Annotated in this window: 21 protein-coding genes; 15 read left to right on the forward strand and 6 right to left on the reverse strand. The window is 68.1% G+C overall.

What is annotated here, in order from left to right:
• Nucleotides 1-61 precede the first annotated feature (61 nt).
• On the reverse strand, nt 62-1,324 hold the full coding sequence (locus ACSFBM_RS15575; RefSeq protein WP_435485131.1) for a tyrosine-type recombinase/integrase: 1,263 nt from the start codon (nt 1,322-1,324) through the stop codon (nt 62-64).
• 192 nt (nt 1,325-1,516) lie between these two features.
• Here ACSFBM_RS15575 and ACSFBM_RS15580 point away from each other — a divergent pair, with 192 nt between their 5' ends.
• On the forward strand, nt 1,517-1,888 hold the full coding sequence (locus ACSFBM_RS15580; protein WP_435485132.1) for a FlxA-like family protein: 372 nt from the start codon (nt 1,517-1,519) through the stop codon (nt 1,886-1,888).
• A 44-nt stretch (nt 1,889-1,932) separates the two neighbouring features.
• On the opposite strand, the gene ACSFBM_RS15585 is transcribed toward ACSFBM_RS15580, so the two are convergent.
• On the reverse strand, nt 1,933-2,475 hold the full coding sequence (locus tag ACSFBM_RS15585; RefSeq protein WP_435485133.1) for a MarR family winged helix-turn-helix transcriptional regulator: 543 nt from the start codon (nt 2,473-2,475) through the stop codon (nt 1,933-1,935).
• A gap of 201 nt (nt 2,476-2,676) precedes the next feature.
• On the opposite strand from ACSFBM_RS15585, the gene ACSFBM_RS15590 reads away from it, so the two are divergent.
• Nucleotides 2,677-3,663, forward strand: coding sequence for a tripartite tricarboxylate transporter substrate-binding protein (locus ACSFBM_RS15590; RefSeq protein WP_435485134.1), 987 nt, complete (start codon nt 2,677-2,679; stop codon nt 3,661-3,663).
• A 12-nt stretch (nt 3,664-3,675) separates the two neighbouring features.
• Here ACSFBM_RS15590 and ACSFBM_RS15595 read toward each other — a convergent pair whose 3' ends face one another.
• A complete protein-coding gene (locus tag ACSFBM_RS15595) occupies nt 3,676-4,842 on the reverse strand; it encodes a mandelate racemase/muconate lactonizing enzyme family protein (RefSeq protein ID WP_435485135.1) in 1,167 nt (388 codons plus the stop codon).
• A 132-nt stretch (nt 4,843-4,974) separates the two neighbouring features.
• On the opposite strand from ACSFBM_RS15595, the gene ACSFBM_RS15600 reads away from it, so the two are divergent.
• The gene (locus tag ACSFBM_RS15600; RefSeq protein WP_435485136.1) at nt 4,975-5,910 is read left to right on the forward strand and encodes a LysR family transcriptional regulator; all 936 of its coding nucleotides are present in this window, start codon (nt 4,975-4,977) and stop codon (nt 5,908-5,910) included.
• 5 nt (nt 5,911-5,915) lie between these two features.
• On the opposite strand, the gene ACSFBM_RS15605 is transcribed toward ACSFBM_RS15600, so the two are convergent.
• Together ACSFBM_RS15605 and ACSFBM_RS15610 are read right to left on the reverse strand one after the other, a co-directional pair.
• The gene (locus tag ACSFBM_RS15605) at nt 5,916-6,587 is read right to left on the reverse strand and encodes an RraA family protein (RefSeq protein ID WP_435485137.1); all 672 of its coding nucleotides are present in this window, start codon (nt 6,585-6,587) and stop codon (nt 5,916-5,918) included.
• A gap of 30 nt (nt 6,588-6,617) precedes the next feature.
• A complete protein-coding gene (locus ACSFBM_RS15610; RefSeq protein WP_435485138.1) occupies nt 6,618-7,826 on the reverse strand; it encodes an aspartate transaminase in 1,209 nt (402 codons plus the stop codon).
• A 168-nt stretch (nt 7,827-7,994) separates the two neighbouring features.
• Between ACSFBM_RS15610 and nac the strand changes: the two genes are divergently transcribed.
• From nac to ACSFBM_RS15670, 12 genes are all read left to right on the forward strand, one after another.
• Nucleotides 7,995-8,933: a nitrogen assimilation transcriptional regulator NAC gene (gene nac / locus ACSFBM_RS15615; RefSeq protein ID WP_435437144.1), complete on the forward strand. Its 939-nt coding sequence runs from the start codon at nt 7,995-7,997 to the stop codon at nt 8,931-8,933.
• Nucleotides 8,934-9,070: 137 nt separating this feature from the next.
• Complete coding sequence (locus ACSFBM_RS15620; protein WP_435485139.1) at nt 9,071-9,514, forward strand: acetyl-CoA carboxylase biotin carboxyl carrier protein; 444 nt, start codon at nt 9,071-9,073, stop codon at nt 9,512-9,514.
• Between the two features lie 13 nt (nt 9,515-9,527).
• Nucleotides 9,528-10,880, forward strand: coding sequence for an acetyl-CoA carboxylase biotin carboxylase subunit (gene accC / locus ACSFBM_RS15625; RefSeq protein ID WP_435485140.1), 1,353 nt, complete (start codon nt 9,528-9,530; stop codon nt 10,878-10,880).
• Entirely contained in the window at nt 10,877-11,548 is a 672-nt protein-coding gene (gene pxpB, locus ACSFBM_RS15630) for a 5-oxoprolinase subunit PxpB (RefSeq protein ID WP_435485141.1), read from the forward strand. The genes accC and pxpB overlap by 4 nt, the downstream gene beginning before the upstream one ends.
• Nucleotides 11,545-12,528, forward strand: coding sequence for a 5-oxoprolinase subunit C family protein (locus tag ACSFBM_RS15635; protein ID WP_435485142.1), 984 nt, complete (start codon nt 11,545-11,547; stop codon nt 12,526-12,528). The genes pxpB and ACSFBM_RS15635 overlap by 4 nt, the downstream gene beginning before the upstream one ends.
• Nucleotides 12,521-12,925, forward strand: coding sequence for an acetyl-CoA carboxylase biotin carboxyl carrier protein (locus tag ACSFBM_RS15640; protein WP_435485143.1), 405 nt, complete (start codon nt 12,521-12,523; stop codon nt 12,923-12,925). Before ACSFBM_RS15635 ends, ACSFBM_RS15640 begins: the two co-directional genes overlap by 8 nt.
• Before the next feature lie 23 nt (nt 12,926-12,948).
• Nucleotides 12,949-13,713 carry a LamB/YcsF family protein gene (locus tag ACSFBM_RS15645; RefSeq protein ID WP_435485144.1) on the forward strand — a complete coding sequence of 255 codons (765 nt, stop codon included), beginning with the start codon at nt 12,949-12,951 and terminating at the stop codon, nt 13,711-13,713.
• A 185-nt stretch (nt 13,714-13,898) separates the two neighbouring features.
• Nucleotides 13,899-14,651 carry an SDR family oxidoreductase gene (locus tag ACSFBM_RS15650; RefSeq protein WP_435485145.1) on the forward strand — a complete coding sequence of 251 codons (753 nt, stop codon included), beginning with the start codon at nt 13,899-13,901 and terminating at the stop codon, nt 14,649-14,651.
• 47 nt (nt 14,652-14,698) lie between these two features.
• Entirely contained in the window at nt 14,699-15,400 is a 702-nt protein-coding gene (locus ACSFBM_RS15655) for an amino acid ABC transporter permease (protein WP_435485146.1), read from the forward strand.
• Nucleotides 15,401-15,412: 12 nt separating this feature from the next.
• Nucleotides 15,413-16,189: an amino acid ABC transporter permease gene (locus tag ACSFBM_RS15660; protein ID WP_435437153.1), complete on the forward strand. Its 777-nt coding sequence runs from the start codon at nt 15,413-15,415 to the stop codon at nt 16,187-16,189.
• Nucleotides 16,190-16,206: 17 nt separating this feature from the next.
• Nucleotides 16,207-16,941 carry an amino acid ABC transporter ATP-binding protein gene (locus tag ACSFBM_RS15665; protein ID WP_435437154.1) on the forward strand — a complete coding sequence of 245 codons (735 nt, stop codon included), beginning with the start codon at nt 16,207-16,209 and terminating at the stop codon, nt 16,939-16,941.
• A 59-nt stretch (nt 16,942-17,000) separates the two neighbouring features.
• The gene (locus ACSFBM_RS15670; protein ID WP_435485147.1) at nt 17,001-17,843 is read left to right on the forward strand and encodes an ABC transporter substrate-binding protein; all 843 of its coding nucleotides are present in this window, start codon (nt 17,001-17,003) and stop codon (nt 17,841-17,843) included.
• A 16-nt stretch (nt 17,844-17,859) separates the two neighbouring features.
• Here the strand turns inward: ACSFBM_RS15670 and ACSFBM_RS15675 are convergent, their stop codons facing one another.
• Entirely contained in the window at nt 17,860-20,244 is a 2,385-nt protein-coding gene (locus tag ACSFBM_RS15675) for an LPS-assembly protein LptD (RefSeq protein WP_435485148.1), read from the reverse strand.
• Nucleotides 20,245-20,247: the final 3 nt, after the last annotated feature.

The raw sequence follows: 20,247 nt of genomic DNA on the forward strand, positions 1-20,247 counted from the left end.
CCTCCGAAACCCGGTGAATGGGCCCGATAGGCGGTGCTTCGGCAAGATATCTCGCTGTTGATCAGGCGGTTGGCGAGGCAGAATCTGCGGGAGCGCTTCGTGGCGGCACCAAGCAGTAGTCCGTCCACGCCTGCATTACCAATCTGCGTTTCTCCAGGTAGTCGCCGCGCTGGTAGGCGGCTTCGGTCTTGTTACCCAAGACATGCGCGAGGCACGCTTCCGCAACTTCACGCTGGAACTCGGTGCACTCGGCCACCCAATCGCGAAACGTGGAGCGGCAGCCGTGGGCGGTCAAGTCCATCCTGCGCATGCGCTTGAGGAGAGCGGTCAAGGCGCCATTTGACATGCACGCTTTGGCCTTTCGCCCTGGAAAGACGAATGGTGAAGGCGCCTCCAACGAAGCATTCTTGGCCACCCGTGCCTTCAGCATTTCGGTGACCTGAGTCGGCAGTGGCACCCTGTGCATGCGGCCAGCTTTCATTCGATCCGCGGGGACTGTCCACGTCCTGAACTGCGAGTCAAACTCCGTCCACATCGCTGCTCGTGCTTCCCCGATGCGGGCGGCGGTGAAAATCAAAAACAGGAACAGCTGCGCCGCATCTCCATCGAGCGTTTGAAGGTCAAAGCAAAACGACGGCATCTCCCCGTAGGGAAGCGCTGGGTGGTGCTGCACCTCTTTGACATCCGCCGGCGCTGCCAACAGTTGGTCAAGAAATCCTTTCCAGCGCGCCGGATTGTCCCCAGCACGATGCCCCGACACGGTGGCCCAAGCGAGGACTGCTTCGATTCGCCCGCGCAAGCGGCTGGCAGTTTCTGTTTTGTCCTTCCAAATCGGCTGCACCACCTTCAAAACATGGTCAACGGTAATCGCCGCAACTTCAATATGGCCAATCTTCGGATAGGCGTAGGTTTCGAGCGTTGAACCCCATTGCGCAAAGTGCTTGTCGTTCCTGAACTTGTCCCGTCGCAGTTCGTGGCATGTCCTGCCGCAGTCCTCGAAGGTCAGCCCAGTTTTCCTTGCCGCCAACGCCCGGCTCTTTTCTTCAAGCGGATCGACGCCCAAGTCCACCTGTATGCGTAGCGCGCGAGCTTTCTTGCGTGCGGATTCCAGGCCGACCTTGCGCAGCGGGCCTAACCCCATCGAGCGCGTCCGTCTGTCGATGGTGTAGCGGAAGATCCAGGACTTGTTGCCTTGTGGGGTGACCTGTAAGTAGAGTCCGTTCGAGTCACAGAAGAGGCGAGGACTTTTGCGCGAGGCGCTGGGTTGTGCGCGTTCGATAAAGTCCACCGTGAGCCTGGGGCGGGTGCGAGGTTGAGTGTTCATGTTGACTCATGATCTCGACTCACGTGGTCCTTCGCCAAGCTACGAACTACGCCGAACTAGTTTCGACCTCGTTCACTCACCGGCGGTCAACAATGGCCAACACTCAAGCTGACACACTCTCCGCCACGTCCCCCTAAATTTCCCCCCAAACCTGCCGATAGTCCTCTGTCTAGACAACAACAGAGAACTCACATGCTGACCGCCATCGGTGCTTCGAGCACAGCAGGAACAGGGAGCGGCACCGCCGCCGAAGTCGCGAAGATCCAGCGCCAGATCGTCGCTACGCAAAAGCAGATCAGCGCCACGCAGAAGACCTTGATTGCAATGCCCGAGGGCGATGCGCGCAAGGCGGTGCAGCAGCAGCTGCAGGCGCTCAACACCCAGCTCGTCATGCTGCAGGCGCAACTGAAGGCGGTTCAGGCGGCGGCAACGCAGAAGAGCGCGGAGCAGCAGATCGCCGCCGCGAAGAACGAAACGGGATCGAGCAGCAACAGCAGCAGCAGCGCGTTCCGCACCAACGCCAACGGCGTGCCCATCGGCGGCACGCTCAACGTCGAAGCCTGACAAGGCGAAGGAGCATCCCGCTGGGTCAGGGCCAAGGCCAGGCCTCAGCCGCGCTCCGGCCATCGGTGCCGCGTGCCACCCGAGCGCCGGTCGGCCTTCTCCGCGACGGCGCCCTGCGCCACCAGTTCGCTGCCGCGCTGTTCCAGGTGCTGCAGGCAGCGCAGAAAGACGTCGAGGTCCGCGGGCGCGACGCCCTCGAGCAGGCCGGTGTTCAGCCCCGCGATGCGCGGAAACAGCTGGCCGAAAAGCTGTTGGCCCGACGCGCTCAGGCGCACGTGCACCTCGCGCCGGTCTTCCGAATCCTGCCGCCGTTCGACCAGCTTCTTCTCGACCAGGCTGCGCAGTCCGCGCGACGTGCGCACGCGGTCCAGGTGCAGGTGCGTGGCCAGCGTGGACGAAGTCATCTCGCCCTCTTGCGCGAGCGTGGCGATCATTCCCCACTCGCGCCGCGTGATGCCGAAACCGCCCTCGACCAGCCGTGTGGCCATGCCGCTGCCCGCGCGCATGGCACGCGCCAGGCGGTACAGCAGCAGGTCGTCCAGGGAGCGGGGCGCGCGCAAGGCGTCGGCGTCGGGAAAGGCTTGCATACGGATGGGTTAACGGGCGGCAAGAGTGTGGTCCGCCCGCCTCGGCGAACAGGTGATGGATTAGATCAACTGTTTGTGCTTACGTATAACTCGGTAACAAATTTGCACGAACAGCAACACAACGTGGCGGGTGATTCTCGCTGTGAAGACGCTGCGCGCGTGCCCATCCCCGACCACCGACAACTGCCCGCAGGACACTTCATGCCCGCATTCTTTTCCCGGCGACAACTCATGGCGTGGGGCCTCGCCCTGGCCGCCTGCGCCCCCGTCGCGCACACCGCCCACGCGCAGACGCCTGCGCTGGACGGACCGCTCACCTTCGTGGTCGGCTATGCGGCCGGCGGCAGCACCGACCGCATCGCGCGCCTGATCGCCGAGCGGCTGACGCCCAAGCTCGGCGTGAAGGTCACCGTGGAAAACCGCCCCGGCGAAGGCGGGCGGCTCGCGGCCAAGGAAGTGAAGCGCACGCCCGCGGGGCAGAACGTGCTGATGCTCGGCAACCCCGCCGTGATGGTGGTGGCGCCCCTGGTGTTCAAGGACGCGGGCTACGACCCCGACAAGGACTTCGTGCCCGTCTCGCAGGTCAGCAGCTACGACTTCGCGCTGGCGGTGGGCAACAAGCTGCAGCTCGACCGCGCGATGTTCCTGGTGGGCCGGCTCTGGGCGCACCCCGAAGAGGCCGTGTTCGGCGTGCCGGCCACCGGCAGCCTGCCTCACTTCTTCGGCCTGATGGTGGGCGACGCGCTGAGCGTGCAGCCGCAGATCAAGGGCTACGGCGGCTCGGCGCCGCTGTCGGCCGACCTGATCGGCGGCAGCCTTCCGATTGCCATCGACACGCTCGACTCGCTCTATGCGCAGCACGTGGCTGGCAAGGTGCGCATCCTGGCCGTGTCGGGCAAGAAGCGCGCGAGCTTCGCGCCCAACATCCCGACCTTCCGCGAAGCCGGCATGAAGATCGACGCCGACGGCTGGAACACCTTCTTCGCACCCAGCACGATGGCGCCCGCCAAGGTGCAGCTGCTGGCCGGTGCGATCCACGACGTCATGAAGGACCCGGGCCTGCAGAAGGCGGCCGACGCGCTCTACATCACGTCCGTGGCCAGCACGGCGGCCGAGACTGCGCAGATGTTGAAGACGTACCGCCAGCAATGGGAGCCCGTTGTACGCCGCTCGGGCTTCCAGCCCTGACACTGCGCGGATTCAGACTGCCAGTGCCCGCATCTCCGCGATGAGATCGGCCTTGCCCTCGAAGCCGATGCCCGGCAGCGGCGGCAGCGTGACGTAGCCGTTGTCCACCTTCACGCCGTCGGGGAAGCCGCCGTACGGCTGGAACAGATCGGGGTAGCTCTCGTTGCCGCCCAGTCCCAGGCCGGCCGCGATGGCCAGCGACATCTGGTGGCCGCCGTGCGGAATGCAGCGCGAGGGCGACCAGCCATAAGCCTTCAGCATGTCGAGCGTGCGCAGGTACTCCACCAGCCCGTAGCTCAGCGCGCAGTCGAACTGCAGCCAGTCGCGGTCGGGCCGCATGCCGCCGTGGCGAATCAGGTTGCGCGCGTCCTGCATCGAGAACAGGTTCTCGCCCGTGGCCATCGGGCCGGCATACACCTCGCCGAGTCTGGCCTGCAGTTCGTAGTCGAGCGGATCGCCGGCTTCCTCGTACCAGAACAGCGGGTACTGCGACAGGGCGCGGCCGTAGTCGATGGCCGTCTGCAAATCGAAGCGGCCGTTGGCGTCCACCGCCAGCTGCTGGCCGGGGCCCAGGATCTTCAGCACCGACTCGATGCGCGCGCAGTCTTCGGCCAGCGTGGCGCCGCCGATCTTCATCTTCACCACCGAGTAGCCGCGCTCCAGGTAGCTGGTCATCTCGCGCTGCAGGCCTTCCACGCCCTTGCCGGGGTAGTAGTAGCCGCCCGCCGCGTACACGAACACGCGCGGGTCCGGCGTGCCGGTGCCGTAGCGCTCGGCCAGCAGCTGGTAGAGCGGCCGGCCCGCGATCTTGGCGGTGGCGTCCCACACGGCCATGTCGATGGTGCCCACCGCCACCGAGCGCTCGCCGTGGCCGCCGGGCTTCTCGTTGATCATCATGCGGGCCCAGATCTTGTGCGGGTCGAGGTTCTCGCCGGTCTCGTCGAGCAGCGAGGCGGGCTCGGCCTCCAGCAGGCGCGGCAGAAAGCGCTCGCGGATCAGCCCGCCCTGGCCGTAGCGCCCGTTGGAGTTGAAGCCGTAGCCGATGACGGGCTTGCCGTCGCGGATCACGTCGGTGACCACGGCCACCAGGCTCAGGGTCATCTTCGAGAAGTCGATGTAGGCGTTGCGGATGTCCGACTTGATGGGGCGCGTGGACTCGAGGATGTTGACGATCTTCATGGTGTACGGCGGGTGAGGGTGGGCTCGCGATAATTCGAGCGGAGCGAAAGGCTGTCTGCATCTTCGGCCGGCAGGGCGGGCACCGTCCAATACTCGAATCGCATACAACTATTCAAAGCAAAGGCGTTGCGCATGGGCCCCGGCAATCGACCCCTCGACCTCGAATGGCTGGAAGACTTTCTTGCCCTGGCGCAGGCGGGCAATTTCTCGCGCGCCGCGCAGGCGCGCTCCATCGCCCAGCCCGCGTTCAGCCGCCACATCCGTTCGCTGGAAGAGTGGGTGGGCGTCGACCTGTTCGACCGCAGCGCGCACCCCACCGCGCTCACGGCGGCCGGCAAGCGCTTTCAGCCCCTGTTGCAGGAAGTGCTGGCCGGCCTGGAAGCCGCGCGCATCAAGGCCCGCGCGGCGCACGACCTCGAAGCGGCCAGCCTGAGCTTCGCGGCCACGCACGTGCTGTCGCTGACCTTCTTTCCGCGCTGGCTGGGCAGCGTGGAGGCCCGGCTCGACATGGGTCCGATCCAGACCATTTCCGACAGCTCGTTCGCCTGCGAAGACCTGATGCTGCAGCGCCGCGTGCAGTTCGTGCTGTGCCATGGCCACGCGGGCGCGCCGGGCCGGCTCGACGAGGGGCAGTACCCCGTTCAGCGCTTGAGCGAAGACGTGCTGGTGCCCGTCTCCGCGGCCGATGCGAACGGTGCGCCGCTGCAAGCGTTGGGCACCGGCAAGGCGCCCGCCGTGCTGGCCTACAGCGAGGCCTCGGGGCTCGGCCGGATCATGCGCGCCATGCACGACAGCGAATTCGGCAAGGACTTCGCCGCGTCGCTCTCGGTCGTCTTCACGGCGCACCACGCCGCGCTGCTGCGCACCATGGCGCTCGAAGGCCGCGGCCTGGCGTGGCTGCCGATGAGCCTGGTGGCGGACGACCTGCGCGGCGGCACGCTGGTCGACGCCGGCGCGGGCGGCTGGCGCGTGCCGGTGGACATCCGCCTGTACCGCCAGCAGGCGCACATGGCGCCGGTGGCCGAGGCGCTGTGGGCGCTGGTCAGCGAAGGCGCCTCAGCCGCCTGACCGCTTCAATTGGCGCAGCGTGCCTCGAGAGCATCCAGGAACGAGCGGTCCCAGCGGCCTTCCTTCATTGCCTGGATCGTGCGCGCTTCCGTCTCCAGGTGCGCGCGCGCTTTCTCGATCAGCCACTCGGCCTCGTCGGGCGAGAAGGCCAGCAGACCGTCCTGGTCGCCCACCACGATGTCGCCCGGGTTCACGATCATGCCGCCGACCGACACCGGCACGTTGATCTCGCCGGGGCCGTCCTTGTAAGGGCCGCGATGGTTCACGCCGCGCGCGTACACCGGGTAGTCGCGCTCGCGGATCTCGGCCACGTCGCGGATGGCGCCGTCGAGCACCAGGCCTGCGGTGCCGATGGTCGCGGTATAGAACGACAGGATGCCGCCGATCACGGCGTTCGTGATGTCGCCGCCCGCGTCGATCACCAGCACGTCGCCGGGCCGGCAGAACTCGAAGGCCCGCATCGGCGTGAGGTTGTCGCCGCCGCGTGTTTTCACGGTGACGGCTGTGCCCACCATGGTCTTGTGCCCGGGGCGGTGGTACGGCTGCAGGCCGACGCTGCCGATGTTGCGGTGCAGGTTGTCGCTGAGCGCGGCCACCGGAATGTCCTGCAGCGCGGCGATGATGGCCGGCGCCACTTGCGGGGCCGACGGGTTCTTGCGGATGGCTTTGTAGGGCATGGCTGGTCCTTGTGAGTTCTGCGGCGCGCGTCAGCGCAGTGCGGCCACTGCACGGGCGATGCGCGTGCAGCCTTCTTCCAGCGTCTCGATCGACGTGGCAATGGAAAGACGGAAGTAGGGCGACAGGCCGTACGCGGTGCCCGCGACCACGGCCACGCCTTCGCGCTCCAGCAGGTACATCACCACGTCGCCGTCCGCGTCCAGGCGCTTGCCCTCGGGCGTGGTCTTGCCGATGAGGCCGCCGCAGTTGATGTACAGGTAGAAGGCGCCGGGCGGCGTGGCGCAGCTCAGGCCGGGAATGTCGTTGATGAGCGCCAGCGTGCGGTCGCGCCGCTGCTTGTACACGGCCACGCTCTCGGCCACGAAGCTCTGGTCGCCGTTCAGCGCGGCGGCGGCCGCAGCCTGGCTCACCGAGCAGCAGTTGCCGGTGGACTGCGACAGCAGCGTGTCCAGTGCCTTGATCAGGTCCACAGGCCCGGCTGCATAGCCGATGCGCCAGCCGGTCATCGCATAGGTCTTGGAGACGCCGTTCACTATCAGCGTGCGATCGCGCAGGGCCGGTGCCACCGAAAGGATGTGCGGCAGAGGCTCGCCGTCGAAGCGGATGTGCTCGTAGATCTCGTCGGTCATCACCATCACGTGCGGGTGCCGCTGCAGCACTTCGGCCAGCGCGCGGTACTCGGCGGCGGTGTAGCTCGCGCCGGTCGGGTTGCTCGGCGAGTTGATCAGCAGCCAGCGCGTGCGCGGCGTGATGGCCGCCTCGAGTTGCGCGGGCGCCAGCTTGAAGTCCTGGGATTCGGGGCAGGCCACGGTGACGGGCGTGCCTTCGCAGGCCAGCACCATGTCGGGGTAAGACACCCAGTAGGGGGCGGGAATGATCACTTCGTCGCCCGGCTCCAGCGTGATCGCGAAAGCGTTGTAGATCGCGCTCTTGGCGCCGCTGGTGGCGATGATCTCGTTCATCGCGTAGCGCAGGCCGTTCTCGCGCTCCAGCTTGGCGACGATGGCTTCGCGCAGCTCCACCGTGCCGGCCATCAGCGTGTAGCGCGTGGCGCCGCGCTCGATGGCGGCGGCCGCGGCCTGGCGGATGTGGGGCGGCGTGTCGAAGTCTGGCTCGCCCACCACGAGGTTCACGATCGACTTGCCCTGGCGGCGCAGTTCGTTGGCGCGGTCGGCGGCCGAGGTGCTGGGCGAGGGCTTGATGCGCCGCACGCGGGCGGCAATGCGGGAGGTGGTCACGCGGCTTCCTGGGTTGGAGATGGCATGTGCCGAACGGTACGCACATCGACCCCGCGAGGCCAAGACGAGATTGCACTGGTCGTATAGGCGCAGCTTATGACTATGGCGAGCCCCGATACCGGCTGCCCACGCGCGGTGCTAGGCTTGGGTTTTGCTTGGGGACAAGGCGTGAACCTGCGACGCCTCAAATATTTTGTGAAGATCGTGGACATCGGCAGCCTCACGCAGGCCGCCGAAGTCCTTTTCATCGCCCAGCCCGCGCTGAGCCAGCAACTGGCCACGCTCGAGGGCGAGGTGCGCCAGCAACTGCTCGTGCGCACCAAGCGCGGCGTGACGCCCACCGAGGCCGGCAAGGTGCTGTACCGCCACGCGCAGATCATCCTGCGCCAGTGCGAGCAGGCCCGTGTCGACATGGAAGCGGCCGGCGAGGGGCTCTCGGGCCAGGTGTCGGTGGGCCTGGCGCCCGGCACGGCCGCCTCGGCGCTGTCATTGCCGCTGCTGCGCACCGTGCGCGCGCGCCACCCGGGCATCCTGCTCTACCTGAACGAGAACTACGGCAGCACGCTGAGCGAGCTCATCATGAACGGCCGCATGGACCTGGCCGTGCTGTACGGCGACAAGGCCATCCACGGCCTGGCGTTCGTGCCGCTGCTCAAGGAGCCGCTGTACCTGGTCGGCCCGGCGTCGATGCCGGCGCCCTCGCAGCCGGTGAAGCTGGCCGACCTGCGCGACATCGAGCTCTTTCTGCCGCGCCCGTACAACGTGGTGCGCAAGCTGGTGGACGCTGCCTTCGTGCGCGCCGGCATGGTGCCGCGCGTGGTGGCCGAGATCGAGTCGGCCTTCACGCTCACCGCGGCCATTGCCGACGGGCTGGGCGCCACCATCCTGCCCGCGTCGATGGCGCGCGAGGTGGTCGCGAGCTGCGGCGCCTGGCAATTCCCCATCGTCGACCCGGTCATCGAGGCGCCGCTGGCGCTGTGCCAGTCCGACCACCTGCCGCTGTCGGAGCCCGCGCAGGCCGTCAAAGACATCCTGCTCGAGCTGGTGGTTGACCTGGCCGCCACCGTCGCGTCGACGCCCGAACCGGAGCTGTCGGCGCTGCCATAAGAAGCGCAGGGCGGCCGTCATAAGCCGCCCTTATCCCGGCACAGCCATTCCGTCTTGGGCTTTGTGCCTGCGGCCCGTTACCTTTCATGCATGCCGTCACGCGTTCGCGGAACGCGTCGGTCACCACAGCCCCGGGCATGAAGCAGGAACAGATCAAGACGCTCATCGACGCTTTGGCCGCATCGGACCTGGCGGAACTGGAGTTCAGCGAAAACGGCAGCACGCTGCGGCTGGTGAAGCTGTCGGCGCTGGGCGCCGCGCCCGCTGCGCGAAGCCTGCCTGCCGCACGCAAGGCGCCGCGACGGGCGCTGGAAGAAACAACGACGGCATCGGCCACGGCCACGGCCAGCACCGAGTGCCTCGCCCCGCTGCACGGCGTGGTGCATCTGCAGCCCGCGCCCGGCGAGCCGCCTTTCGTGCAAACGGGCCAGGCCGTGGAAGCCGGCCAGCTGCTGTGCGTGATCGAGGCCATGAAGATGTTCAACGAGGTTCGCGCCGAGCGCGCGGGCATCGTGCAGCAGGTGCTCGCCCATTCGGGCCGGGAAGTGGAAGCGGGCCAGCCCATGTTCCGCTTCGCTTGAGGAGGCACGCGCCATGTTCGACACCGTGCTCATTGCCAACCGCGGCGAGATCGCCCTGCGCATCCAGCGCGCCTGCCGGGGCCTGGGCCTGCGCACGGTGGTCGCGCACTCCGAGGCCGACCGCGACGCCATGTACGTCGCGCAGGCCGACCAGGCGCTGTGCATCGGCCCGGCCGCGCCGGGCCTGAGCTACCTGAACCAGTCCGCCATCCTGTTCGCCGCCGAGGTGAGCGGCGCGCAGGCCATCCACCCCGGCTACGGTTTCCTGTCGGAGAACGCGGGCTTCGCCGCACGCATCGAGGAGGCCGGCCTGGTCTTCATCGGCCCGAGCGCCCAGTGCATCCGCACCATGGGCGACAAGGTCTCGGCCAAGCGCGCGATGCGCAAGGCCGGCGTGCCCTGCGTGCCCGGCCCCGACGAGCCGCTGCCCGACGACCCGGCTGCCGTGCAGGCGCTGGCACGCGACATCGGCTATCCGGTGATCGTGAAGGCCGCGGGCGGCGGCGGCGGGCGCGGCATGCGCGTGGTGCACGAAGAGGCCGCGCTGCTCGACGCCATGGCCCTCACGCGCGAAGAGGCGCGCCAGGCCTTCGGCAACCCCGAGGTCTACATCGAGAAGTTTTTGCTGCACCCGCGCCATGTCGAGATCCAGGTGCTGGCCGACAGCCACGGCCACGCCGTGTGGCTGGGCAGCCGCGACTGCTCGCTGCAGCGGCGCCACCAGAAGGTGATCGAGGAAGCGCCCGCGCCCGGCATCGACGAGGCGCTGATGGCCGAGGTGGGCGAGCGCTGCGCCGCCGCGTGCCGGCAGATCGGCTATTGCGGCGTGGGCACCTTCGAGTTTCTCTACGAGCGCGGCGCCTTCTATTTCATCGAGATGAACACGCGCCTGCAGGTCGAGCACCCGGTGACCGAGATGACCACCGGCATCGACATCGTGCAGCAGCAGCTGCGCATGGCGCGCGGCGAGCGGCTGCTGCTGGCGCAGGCCGACGTGCGCTGCCAGGGCCATGCCATCGAGTGCCGCATCAACGCCGAGAACCCCGACACCTTCGCGCCCGCGCCGGGCCGCATCACCGGCTGGCAGGTGCCCGGCGGCTTCGGCGTGCGGGTCGATTCGCACGCGGGCGCCGGCTACCGCGTGCCACCGTACTACGACTCGATGATCGCCAAGCTCATCGTGCACGGCGACACCCGCGCCGATGCGCTCGAGCGCATGCGCCTGGCGCTGGCCGAGACCCGCGTGGAGGGCATTGCCACCAACGTGCCGCTGCACCGTGCGCTGCTGCGCGACGAGGGCTTTGCCGCCGGCGGCGTCGACATCCACCACCTCGAACGCTGGCTGCAGCAAAGGAGCGCGGCGTGAGCGCACAGGCATCCCGTACCGAACCGTCCATCAGCCTCCTGGGCACGACCGCGCTGCTGTTCGAAGCGCCCGGCGACATGAACCTGCCGTCGCAGCAGCGCATCTGGGCGCTGGCGCATGAGGCCGAGACCTGGTCCGAAGTGCGCGAGGCCGTGCCGGGCATGAACAACCTGATGCTCACCTTCACCCGGCCGCCGCGCCAGCTCGATGCGCTGCGTGCGCGCCTGCACGAGGCATGGGCCGCCGCCACCGCCCTGCAGCGCGAAGGCCGCGTGGTCGAGCTCCCGGTGGTCTACGGCGGCGAGGGCGGCCCGCACATGGCCGACGTGGTGGCGCACACCGGCCTGAGCGTGGAGGCCATCGTCGAGCTGCACAGCGCGCCGCTCTACCCGGTGTATGCGCTGGGCAGCCATCCCGGCTATTGCTACCTGGGCGGCATGGACGCGCGCATCGCCACGCCGCGGCGCAAGGTGCCGGTGCTGAGCATCCCGGGCGGCGCGGTGTCCATCGGCGGCGCGCAGACCGGCGTGTCGGCCTCGGCCGGCCCCAGCGGCTGGAACACCATCGGCAGCACGTCGATGGTGTTCTTCGACCCGGCGCAAGACCCGCCCGCGATGCTGCAGCCGGGCGACATGATCCGCTTTCGCGTGGAGGGCATCGTCCGATGATCGAGATCCTTTCGTCCGCGGCGCTCGCCACCGTGCAGGACCTGGGCCGCACCGGCAGCCTGCGCTGGGGCGTGGGCACCTCGGGTGCCATGGACAACCTGGCCCTGGCCGCGGGCAACCTGATGCTGGGCAACGAACTGGGCGTGGCGGCCATCGAGGTGCCGGTGTTCCCGTTCAAGGTGCGCTTCGCCGAGGACTGCGCCTTCGCAATCACCGGTGCCGACTGCGCGGCCCGGCTCGACGACCAGCCGCTCATGCCCTGGTGGGCGCACCAGGCCCGCGCGGGCCAAGTGCTGACGCTGGGCCTGCCGCAAGGCGGTGCGCAGCGCGGCAGCCGCGCGGTGCTGTGCGTGGCCGGCGGCATCGACGTGCCCGAGGTGCTGGGCTCGCGCAGCACCCAGTTGCGTGGCGCTTTCGGCGGCCACGAAGGGCGCGCGCTGCGCCGGGGCGATGTGCTGCGCGCCGCGGGTACGGCGGCGCCATGCCGCACAGGCTTCGGCCTCGTTCCGCCCGCCCTCGCATTGCCACTGCAGCGCGACGGCGTGCCGGCAGTGCGTGTACTCCCCGCGGCCGAATACCTGGCCTTCGAACCGTCATCGCGCGAGGCCTTCTGGTCCGCCGACTGGAAGATCACCCCCCAGAGCGACCGCTATGGCTACCGCCTCGAAGGCGAGGCCTTGCGCCCCATCGCGCCGATGGAGTTGCGCTCGCACGGCATCGTGCCCGGCGTCATCCAGGTGCCCCACAGCGGCCAGCCGATCATCCAGATGCGCGACGCCCAGCCCTCGGGCGGCTACCCCAAGTTCGGCACCGTGATCGAGGCCGACATGTGGCGGCTCGGCCAGGCGCCCATCGGCAGCCGCGTGCGCTTCGTCGAGGCCACGTGGGACGAGGCGCTCGATGCGCTTGACGAAGTGCGCGCCTGGCTCGACAAGGTGGCGCGCGTGGTGGCGCTGCATCGGGGAGCGCCTCATGCTTGAGCGCATCGCACAACTTTCAGCCTGGTTGGCGAACACGGACATAGGCCTGCTCGAACTGCGCACACCCCACGGAACCTTGCGCCTCGGGAGGCAGGGCGACGACATGGTCGAGCCGCCGATGGAAGAGGAAGAGGAAGAAGAAGAGGGCGAAGCCGAACCCGTCACGGTCAAGGCCTCTTCGGTCGGGCTGTTCCTTCACACCCATCCCGTCGCCACCGAACCCCTCGCACGCATCGGCCAGCGCGTGGGCGCAGGCCAGCTCATCGGCCTGCTGAACATCGGCCCCCTGCTGCTGCCCGTGAGCGCACCCCAGGCCGGCATCGTCGACGCGCTCCATGTGGAAAGCGGCATCGCCGTCGGCTACGGCGCACCCCTCATCGACCTGCACCCCCTCTGACCCAAGAGAGAGAAGGACTCCCCATGGACATCGACCTCAACGCAGACCTCGGCGAAGGCTTCGGACCCTGGCGCATGGGCGAGGACGAAGCCCTGCTGGACATCGTTTCTTCCGCCAACGTCGCCTGCGGCTTCCACGCGGGCGACCCGGTCATCATGGACCGCACCGTGCGCATGGCGCGGCAGCGCGGCGTCGACGTGGGGGCGCACGTGGGCTTTCCCGACCTCATGGGCTTCGGGCGCCGCCCGATGCAGATCGAGACCAGGGAGCTCGTGGCGTACGTGCTCTACCAGCTCAGCGCGCTCGAAGGCATGGCACGCACCGCCGGCCACCGCATGACGCACATGAGCTTTCACGGCGCGCTCGGCAACATGGCCGCGGCCGACGCCGCGCTGGCCGAGCCGCTGGTGCGCGCCGTGGCCGACTTCGACCCCTCGCTCACCGTCAGCACCTCCGCCAGCGCCGCCATCGAAGGCGCGGCCGAGCGCTATGGCCTGCGCGTGCGCACCGTGTTCCTGGCCGACCGCGCCTGCGGCGACGACGGCCTGCTGGTGCCGCGCAAGCTGCCCGACGCCGTCATTCACGACCGCAGCGCCGTGCTGGCGCGCGTGCGCCAGTTGCTCGAGGACGGCACCGTCACCAGCTACACCGGCAAGAAAATCCCGATGCGCGTGCATTCGATCCTGCTGCACGGCGACACGCCCGGCGCGGTCGACCTGGCGCGCGCCGTGCGTGGGGTGGTCGAGCAGGGGGGGCGCATCGTGCCCATCTCCCGGCAAACGACCTGAGAGAACGGACGTGCAGGCACCCGGAGCGGGCACGAACATGGTGCTTACCCTTGTGTCTATGCACAGATGCCGGGCGACATAAGGGCGGCTTATCTCTCCACAGCCAATCCGTCTTGGCGCCGCGCAAAGGTGCTCGATACAGTGAATTCCAGGCGCTCATCCGCCTTCTAAAGAAAGAACCCAAGATGCCGTTTTCCGACTACAAGACCGCGCTGGTGACAGGTGCCTCCTCGGGCATCGGCGCCGCCGTCGTCGAGCGCCTGAGCAAGGAAGGCCTGAAGGTCCATGCGCTCGCGCGCAGCGCCGACAAGCTGGCCGACCTGGCCGCGCGCACCGGCTGCATTCCCCACGCCATCGACGTGAGCGACCTCGCCGCCGTGACGCGGCTCGCGCAAGAGGTCGAGTTCGACGTGCTGGTCAACAACGCCGGCGTGGACCGCCCCGGCTCCATCCTCAAGGCCGACGCCGAAGGCATCGACCTGCTGGTGGACGTGAACCTGCGCGCCGTGCTGCACCTGTGCCGGCTCGTGGTGCCCGGCATGGTGGCGCGAGACCGCGGCCATGTGGTGAACATCAGCTCCATTGCAGCGGCCTACAACTTCGGCGGCAACAGCACGTACCACGCGACCAAGGCGGCGGTGAGCATGCTGTCGCGCCAGCTGCGCATCGACGTGTTCGGCAGGCGCGTGCGCGTCACCGAGATCTGCCCGGGCCGCGTGGCCACCGACATCTTCGCGCACGTGCACGGCGACTCCGAAGACACCCGCAAGCGCTTCGTCGAAGGCTTCGAGCTGCCGCAGGCCGAGGACATCGCCAACGCCATCGCCTTCTGCATTGCCGCGCCCATCGCGGTGAACGTGGGCCACATGGAAATCACGCCCACGCTGCAGGTGCCGGGCGGACTGTCGACCACGCGGCCCGAAACGCCACGGGCCTGACGCCCCGGCGCCATGAAAGCCACGCACGCCATGCAAAGGAACAGCGCATGAAGGACTTCGACCTGCTGGCGATCCTGCTGAAGCCCGAGTTCGGCGCCATGCTGCTGCACGGCCTGCTCCAGACGCTGAAGATCGCGGCCGGCTCGTGGCTGCTGGCCATGGCGATGGCCGTGGTGCTGCTGGTGGTGCGCCTTACGACCAACCGCATCGCCGAGCGCGTGGTGGCGGGCTACGTGTCCTACCACCGCAACGTGCCCACGCTGGTGCAGCTCATGTTCTGGTACTTCGGCATCTTCAGCCTGCTGCCCGACGCGCTGCAGGGCTGGCTGTCGGTGCACAACGCCGAAACCATTTTGTCGATCGTCGCGCTCGGCCTGTGCCAGGCCGCCTACTTCAGCGAAGACATGCGCTCGGGGCTGCGCGCCATTCCCTCGGGCCAGGCCGAGGCCGCGCGCGCGCTGGGGCACGGCTACATCGGTTCCATGCGCCACGTGATGCTGCCGCAGGCCATCCGCAACGCGGTGCCGGCGCTGGTGAACCACAGCGTGTCGCTGTTCAAGAACAGCAGCCTGGCCATGGCCATCGGTGTGGCCGAACTCACGCACGCGGTGAAGGAAATCGAGAGCCAGAGCTTTCGCACCTTCGAGGCCTACAGCGTGGCCACGGTGCTGTACCTGGTGTGTTCGCTGCTCATCATGGCGGTGGGCGGCTGGCTGGCGCGGCGCTACCGCATCGTCGGTGCCAGGTAAGCGGAGACCACGATGTACAGCGTCTACGAAATCCTGCGCGACAACTGGCTGCTGCTGCTGGTCGGCCAGTACCCGAGCGGGCCGCTCGGCGGCATCGTCGCCACGCTCATCCTCTCGGTGCTGGGCATCGTGCTGGCCTTCCCGCTGTCGGTGCTGCTGGCGCTCGCGCGCCTGTCGCCCTGGCGGTTGCTGTGCTGGCCCGCCACGGTGCTGGTGTACGTGGTGCGCGGCGTGCCGCTGCTCATGGTCATTCTGTGGGTGTACTTTCTGGTGCCCATCCTCATCGGGCGCGAGGTGTCGGGCTTCACCACCATGCTGTGCACGCTGGTGATCTACGAGGGCGCCTACCTGTCGGAGGTGGTGCGCGCGGGCATCCTGTCGCTGCCCAAGGGCCAGGGCGAGGCGGCGCGCGCGCTGGGCCACAGCCACCTGGGCACCATGTGGTTCGTCATTCTTCCGCAGGCGCTCTACAACATGCTGCCGAGCATGCTGAGCCAGTTCATCTCCACCATCAAGGAGACCACGCTGGGCTACGTGATCAACGTGCAGGAACTCACCTTCGCGGCCAACCAGATCAACAACCAGCTGCTGACCAAGCCGTTCCAGGTGTTCTTCATCCTGGCGCTGACGTACTACGTCGTGTGCTTCAGCCTCACGCAGCTGGCGCTGTGGCTGGAGCGTCGCATTGCGCACAAGCGGCTCGGTGCCGCGCCGGTGAAGACCGTCGAAGGCGACACCGCACCGGTTGCCCCCGCAGCCCCTGTTCCCCCCGTGGCGACCCTGCCATGACGCCCAAGGACGACCCCATGATCCTGTTCTCCGACATCAACAAGTGGTACGGCGACTACCAGGCGCTGGCCGACATCAACGCCGAGGTGAAGAAGGGCGAGGTGGTGGTGGTGTGCGGGCCTTCGGGCTCGGGCAAGTCCACGCTGATCCGCACCGTGAACCGGCTGGAAGAGGTGAAGTCGGGCCAGCTGCTGTTCGACGGCCACGACATCCACGCGCCCATGAGCAGCAAGGCGCTGAACCGGCTGCGCAGCCGCATCGGCTTCGTGTTCCAGAGCTTCAACCTGTTCCCGCACCTGTCGGTGCTGGAGAACATCATGCTGTCGCCGATGCGCGTGCTCGGCGTGAAGCGCGCCGATGCCAAGGCCAAGGCCGGCCAGCTGCTCGAACGGGTGGGCCTGTCGAACAAGGCCGGCGCCTACCCCGCGCAGCTGTCGGGCGGTCAGCAACAGCGCGTGGCCATTGCCCGCGCGCTGGCCATGGAGCCGCCGGCCATGCTGTTCGACGAACCCACCAGCGCGCTCGACCCCGAGATGGTGGGCGAGGTGCTGTCGGTGATGCGCGGGCTGGCCCACGACGGCATGACCATGATGTGCGTCACCCACGAGATGAACTTCGCCCGCGAGGTGGCCGACCGCGTGTGGTTCATGGACGCGGGCCGCATCCTGGAGAAGGCCGACCCCGCCACCTTCTTCGGCAGTCCCCAGCATCCGCGCGCGCAGCGCTTCCTGTCGGACCTGCGCGCGCACTGAGGCGCCCCCGCACAGCTTTCCCGTCGTTCAATCTTTCGCAATCTCCCCAGGAGTCCACCATGTCGAACAAGTCCGTCTTCCGCCTTGCCACCCTCGGCGTCTGTCTGAGCGCGGCGTCCCTGCTGGCGCATGCCGACCAGTGGAGCGACATCGCCCAGCGCAAGGAGCTCAAGTGCGGCACCTTCGCCGACGTGCCGCCCTTCGCCGCACCCGACCCGAAGACCCGCGAAATGGTGGGCCACGACGTCGACCTGTGCAACGCCATCGCCAAGGAACTCGGCCTCACCGCCAAAGTCACGCCGCTGTCGGTGGAGGCGCGCGTGCCCGAGGTGAAGCTCGGCCGCGTCGATGTGACCATCGCCAACCTGGCCTACACCAAGAGCCGCGGCGAGCAGATCCAGTTCAGCGACCCGTACTACGTGGCCAAGGAAATGCTGGCCGTGAAGGCCTCCGACCCCGGCACGGCAAAGGCCGACTTCAAGGGCAAGCGCCTGAGCTCGACCAAGGGCTCCACCTCGGAGATGTCCATCAAGATGAACGGCTCCGAGCCCGTGACCTTCCAGGACACGGGCTCGGCCTTCATGGCGGTGCAGCAGAACAAGTCGGTCGGCATGGTGGCCAACACCATGACCATCACCAAGCTGGTCAACCAGTCGAAGACCGACGGCGTGGCGCTCAAGATGATCAAGGACCCGATGGTTCTGCAGCCCATCGGCGTGGGCATGAAGAAGGACGAGCCCGCGCTGCTGGCCAAGGTGAACGGCGCGCTCTATGCGCTGGAGAAGTCGGGCGAGCTCGACCGCATCTGGGCCAAGTGGCTGGGCCCGAACACCGAATACAAGATGGTGCGCGAAGAAAAGGTCATGCCGCTGGCCGAGCTGAAGTTCGAACTGCTGCCCTGACACGCCCCCGGCCGGCTCAGTCGTAGTTGGTGAACCGGCTCGGCGCCTGCGTGGGCTGGTTCAGCGGCTGGTAGCCCTGGATGTTCTGCAGCAGCGTGCTCGTCGGGTTCGAGCCGATGTTGCCGAAGCCGTTGAACTGGATCTGGAACATCAGCCGCGTGTCGGGCGTCGCGCGCCCCGACACCAGCCGCTCGAGCACGATGCGGCCCACCCAGCAGCAGGCGTTGTACTCCGCACCGACCAGGCTGTCGGACATCGCGCGGTCGTGCAGGCTGTAGCTCAGCCGACCCACCGCATACCAGCGCCCCGGCTCGGTGGCCGACTTGCCGCCCATCAGTCCGCCCGTGAGTTCGCTCAGCGGCCATTGCCAGTTGAAGTCCACCGTCTTCGTGCCGTCGTTCGCCGTCGCGGTGCTGTCCGCCTGGTAGCGGAAGGCGGCCGTGAGCGTGTGGTACTGCGCGGGCATGTAGCGCAGCGTGAGTGCGTCGCGCGTGGTCTTGCCGGTGTCCATGTTGTATTGCGCGAGGCCGTCGACACTCCACTTCGGGTTCCAGTGCACCTGCCCGCCGAAGATGAAGTCGCCCGCGCGGTCGGTCACCGCGGTGCCGCCGGGCAGCGTCACGTTCTGGTCGCTGAAGCGAAAGCGCTGCGCAATGCCGAAGCGCGCCGACTCCGCACCCGTCACGGGGTCGATCAGGCGCGTGGTCACGCCCGTGGTCAGCGTGTTGGTGTCCGACACGCGGTCGTTGCCCGAGAACGCGTTCTCCGTGTAGAGCGTGGCAAAGCTCACGTCGTTGGCGGCCGTGTCGTACACCGGCAGCTGGCTCTGGTCGCGGTAGGGCGTGTGCACGTAGAAGGCGCGCGGCTCCAGCGTCTGGCGCCAGGCGCGGCCGAACAGGTTGGCGTCGCGCTCGAACACCAGGCCGCTGTCCAGGCTCACGGTCGGCACCACGCTGGTGATGGCGCTGGCGCCGCTGGCCAGCGGCGAGTCGAGCTGGTAGGAGGCCGTGTGCAGCAGCAGCTTCGGAATGATGAAGCCGCCCGGCGTGACCCAGGGCCGGCTGACCTGCAGGTTGCCTACCAGGCGCTCGCCGTTCGGCTGCGCGATGCCGTTGAGCGTCGGTGCGTAGGTCGGGTCGACCTGGAAGCGCGTGTAGTCCAGCGTGCCCGACACGTCCAGGCCGTGCCAGTCGTAGGTGTTGTAGTTGGCCGTGACCTGCGGCATGCGGTTGTACGACGGCGTGATCGGCGAGGCCGCGTACTGCAGCGTCTGGTACGACAGGGTGCGCGCCTGCCCGCTCCAGTCGCCCTTGGTCCAGTTGAGGTCGGCCTCGTTCGTGAGCTGGCGCGAGGTCAGCGTGGGCGTGTGGGAGAAGTCGCGCCAGTAGTCGTCGTCGCTCACGCGGTTGATGTTGAACGCGGTGCTCAGCGAATCGAGCCCGAAGGGCTTGGGGTCGAGTTGCTGGTTGTGCTGCGCCCACAGGCCCCAGCGGTTGCGATCGCGCAGGCTGTCGCTGGGCATCTCGTCCACCCGGATCTGCCCGCTGTAGCCCTTCTCGAGGTAACGGAACTCGGTGCCCACGTTCACGCCGCGGTTGCTCATGATCTCCGGGTACAGCGTGGCGTCGCGGTTCGGCGCGATGTTCCAGTAGTACGGCTGCAGGTACTCGAAGCCGTTGGTGCTGTCGAAGCCGATCACCGGCGGCAGCAGGCCGCTCTGGCGCGCGTTGTTCAGCGGAAAGCTCACCGAGGGAATCGCCGGCGTGGTCAGGCCCAGGAAGCTGATCTGCGCATCGGTGGCGGTGGCCAGGTTGGTGTCGCTGTCGGTGGTCATCGTCACGGCGCTCAGCATCCACGCGGGCACCCAGCCCGCATAGTTCTCGCGCAGGCAGGTGGTGTAGGTGGCGTGCCGCGCCACCGATACCTTGGCATCGACGAAGTCGATGCGCTCGGCCTCGCCGTGCGCGCCGGTTTCCAGCAGCGTGTAGCGCACGTGGTCGAAGAAGCCCTCGAAGCTGTCGACCTTCAGGTGCAGCGCGGGCCCTTCATAGACGTTGCCGGCCTGGTTCAGCCGCACGTTGCCGGTGGCCGTGGCGAGGTCGCCCGGCGGCTGGTATTCGAGCCGGTCGGCCGTGATGTGGGTGTCGCCGCGCCGCAGCGAGGCGTCGCCTTCGACCACCACCTCGAGGTCGGGCCGGCCCGAGAGCCGGTCGCCGTCGACCAGGTTGGGCCTTGCGCCGCGCTCGGCCGGTGCAATGGTTTCGGGCAGCTGCGGCACGCGCCGCAGCGTGAGCGGGGCCTCGACCCAGGCTTCCTGCGCCGGGGTCGCCCGCGCGTGCAGCAGGAGCATCAGCGAAAGCGCCATCGACGGCAGCGGCAAACCGCGCCAGCGTAGTTTCATGAG

The organism is Variovorax pasteuri (assembly GCF_051216435.1).
Classification (GTDB): domain Bacteria; phylum Pseudomonadota; class Gammaproteobacteria; order Burkholderiales; family Burkholderiaceae_C; genus Variovorax.